Origin of the sequence: Kordiimonas aquimaris, assembly GCF_025574485.1 — a bacterium.
Lineage (GTDB): Bacteria > Pseudomonadota > Alphaproteobacteria > Sphingomonadales > Kordiimonadaceae > Kordiimonas > Kordiimonas aquimaris.
Genome location: NZ_JAOBPO010000014.1, coordinates 1 through 3,850 on the forward strand (window position 1 = coordinate 1; position 3,850 = coordinate 3,850).

Sequence of the window (3,850 nt, forward strand, 5' to 3'; positions counted from 1 at the left end):
GGCAGGAAGTTCTCAAGCTAGAGCGCGTAGGTGTGCATGACAACTTCTTCGAACTTGGGGGTGATAGTATACTGTCTATTCAGATAGCTTCTCGCGCAAAGGCATTAGATATCTCACTCACTGTCCGGGAGTTATTCGAACATCAAACAATTGCAGGTTTAGTGCCTTTTTTGAAGAGTGAGTTAGCCACTTTAGCTCCGCAAGATACAGTGATTGGCCAGCAACTTTTACTCCCAATTCAACGTAGTTTTTTAAATAAAGGTTTGATAGACGCGCATCATTTCAATCAATCGATGCTTGTGCGCACCCCCGTTGATTTGAAGCAAGAGCATTTAAGAGCTTTGATTGAGTCTCTTTATCAGCGACATGATGTACTACGATTGAAGTTCAATGGGGATGCGGAGGGCTTTTCCAGTGAGTACGTGCCATATACTAAAGAGCTAACAGCCGCCGCTTTATATTATGAAGACATGAGCGCTTTATCTTCTACTGCTCGATTGGAACGACAGTTAGCGAGCTGTAATATTTTGCAGGCGAGCTTGGATCTGGAGCAGGGCCCTTTGCTGAGGGTCGGCTATTTTGATTATGGGCCAGAGCAGGAAGGGCGTTTACTTTTAGTTTTACACCATTTGGTTGTTGATGGTGTTTCATGGCGGATATTGCTATCGGATATTGAGATTGCTTACCATCAGCTTTTGGCGGGAGAAGACATTTCTCTAGCGCTTAAGAGTTCTTCATATCAACAGTGGGGAGCGGCATTATCTCAATATGCTGATACAGAGATATTAGAGCGTGAGCGCCCTTACTGGCTTGAGCAGTTATCGTATCCTATTGGCGTTTTACCTGGCGTTTCTCAAGGTATTTCTTCGACGGATACTGATGTCATCTATAATACTACAATTACCCTTGATGCTGAGCAAACTGGTGAACTGTTGAGCGAATGCAATAAGGCGTATCGCACGCGCATTAATGAACTGCTGCTTTCTGCTTTGTTGAAGGCATACCACGATTGGACCGGTGAACATGCTCTGCGCCTCAGAATGGAGGGGCATGGTCGTGAAGATATTTTCGACGATATGGATTTGAGTGAGACAATCGGCTGGTTTACGTCGATTTATCCACTTGTCTTGTCAGAACAACCTTCCGACGGGTTTGATCATCTCATCAAGAGTGTCAAGGAGCAATACCGCCGTGTGCCGCGCAATGGCGTGGGGTATGGCGTTCTGACCGAGATGGTCAAGGATGAAGAACTGCGATTACTTGATGAGAAGCAAGATCATGCATCAATAGTATTTAACTACATGGGGCAGTTTGACAACAGCCTTAATCAAGAAAAGGCTTTTAAACCTTCCTATGAGGATAAGGGCAATGAATGCAGTCTGCGGCAAGCCCAACAGGAACTCATTGCGATTAACGGTGTGGTGATGGAAGGGAAGCTGTCCTTTACTTTCACGAGCACCAAAAATCGTATCGCACCAGAACAGGTCAAGGCTTTTAGCGAGGCTTATCAGCAAGCTCTCTCAGCATGTATCAAATGGTGCACACAGAAACATGAAAGTAATAGCAATATTAAGAAAAACATTCCGCTTTACCAAAAGGTGAAAATAGTGAAAGAGCTAGATGAATATACGGAATATAAACTATGAGTATCGATCTTTTCATAGAGAAATGTGCGAAATCAGGCATTAAATTTAACATTCAAGATTCAGAGCTAAAAGTCTTTAGTAAAAATTCTATACCAAATGAAATACTCGACGAAATCAGAGAAAAAAGAAAAAGTATAGAAGAATGGCTAATTAGTTTTGAACTCATTGAGCGAAGCTTATTAACCAACACGTATACGCCTTCTGATTTTCCTAATGCTACAATACTTTCTGATCAGAAAGTTCTTGATGCTTTACAGGCAGAGCACCCCAATTTGTCGAAGCTCTATGTATCTACCCCGATGCAGCAGGGTATGGTTTTTCATGGGTTGCTTGATGAGAACGCCGGCTCTTATACGACACAGGTATTTGCTGATTTTGTTGGTGCTTTAAATGTCTCTGCATTTAAGCGCGCCTGGGATTATGTTGTTGATAGGCACGATATTTTTAGGACTTGCTTTATAGGTCTTGATAGCGAGGATATGCATCAACTTGTTCTTGACCGTGTTGATATTCCATTTTTTGAAGAGGATTGGCGTCATGTGTCTATTGCCGAACATGATGCGCAGTTTAAACAATATATCGAGAAAGACCGAGCTATAGGGTTTGATTTTGGTCAGGCGCCCTTGATGCGTATGAGTTTAATACGCCTTTCTGATGATCGCTATCATTTTCTTTGGTCACACCATCATGTGCTTTTGGATGGTTGGGGTCTACCACTTGTGTTTAGTGACTTTTTCTCCGCATACCATGCGTATTGCCGGGATGGTTCTCCGTTGCTTTCTGATGTTATTCCTTATGAGAATTATATCACTTGGTTGCGTTCGCAAGATCAGGGTGATGCCAGTCGTTTTTGGTCTAGCCATTTGTCTGATATAGAAGCGCCGACGCCATTGGTGATTGATAAGTTGCCCATTGACCCTGCTGTAATGGGATCACAAGAATTGCAGTTTACGCTTTCTACCAGTTTAAGCAGGAAGCTAGAAGAGCAAGCTCGTATCGCGCGTAGTACGATGAATGTATTAGTGCAGGCAGCGTGGGCTTATGTGTTACACCGCTATAGTGGTGCTAATGATGTTGTGTTTGGCTCTACTATTTCTGGACGCCCAGCAGATTTGCCTGGTGTTGAGACGATGGTGGGTCTGTTTATTAACAGTGTGCCAGTTAAAGCTAGTTTTGTTGAAGGCCTTCAATTAGGCGATTTTTTACAGTCCCTTCATCGAGATAATATCGACCGAGAAGGGTATGGTTATTTATCTCTTGCAGAGATACAAAAATTAAGTGGTGTTCCTAGCGGCAGTGCTCTGTTTGACAGTTTGGTTGTATTTGAGAACTATCCTGTTGATACTACTCTAGCATCTTCTGCTTCAGATGAAGTAAACGGCGTAAGTTTAGAATCTTTTGGTTCGCATGAGCGAACGAATTATAATCTTACGATCGTTGCTCATCATCAGGAAAGCTTACATTGTATTTTCAAGTATCAGGCGAGTGTTTTTGCTCCTGCTACAATTGAGCGTCTTAAATCACACTTGGAGAATGTTTTAACCGGCATAGCTGAAGCTAGTCTATCTGATCAGGTGCAATCTTTACCATTATTATCTTCTCTGGAGCGTGACCGCTTACTTATTGAATGGAATGATACATCTGCGGCTTATGCATCAGACAAGTGTTTGCATACTTTATTTGAAGAGCAAGCCAGCCGCACTCCAGATAACATTGCTGTCGTTTATGAGGGTAGTGAACTTAGTTATGCTGAGTTAAACAAGCGGAGTAATCAGCTTGCACATTACCTGATTGAGCAGGGAGTTAAGCCAGATAGTCTAGTGGGTCTTTGCCTTGACCGCTCTCTTGAGATGGTTGTCGGTATTATGGGAATACTTAAGGCTGGTGGTGCTTATGTTCCGCTGGATCCTGATTATCCGGAGGACCGCCTTCGGTTTATGCTTGATGATACACAAGCTCACATAGTTATTGGTCAGGCTTCTATAGCGACTGATCTATCATTGTTTGATGAGCGTTGTCAGGATCGCCCTGAGCTGGTGCTTCTCGATGAGCCAGAGCAGCTTGAGGCGTTGTCATTTTACCCTGAGACTAACCCTGATACTTCGGCTTTGGGGATATGCTCCGACCACCTCGCTTATGTGATCTATACCTCAGGCTCTACAGGAAAGCCCAAAGGTGTATGTGTCGAACATAAAAGTGTTGGT

General features: G+C 43.3%; 2 protein-coding genes. Both read left to right on the forward strand.

Annotated elements, in window-relative coordinates:
* On the forward strand, positions 1 to 1,646 hold a 1,646-nt coding region (locus OEU88_RS17515; RefSeq protein ID WP_262696505.1), incomplete at its 5' end, for a condensation domain-containing protein.
* Positions 1,643 to 3,850, forward strand: a 2,208-nt coding sequence (locus tag OEU88_RS17520) for a condensation domain-containing protein (protein ID WP_262696506.1), incomplete at its 3' end; no start/stop codon positions are given. The genes OEU88_RS17515 and OEU88_RS17520, both read left to right, overlap by 4 nt.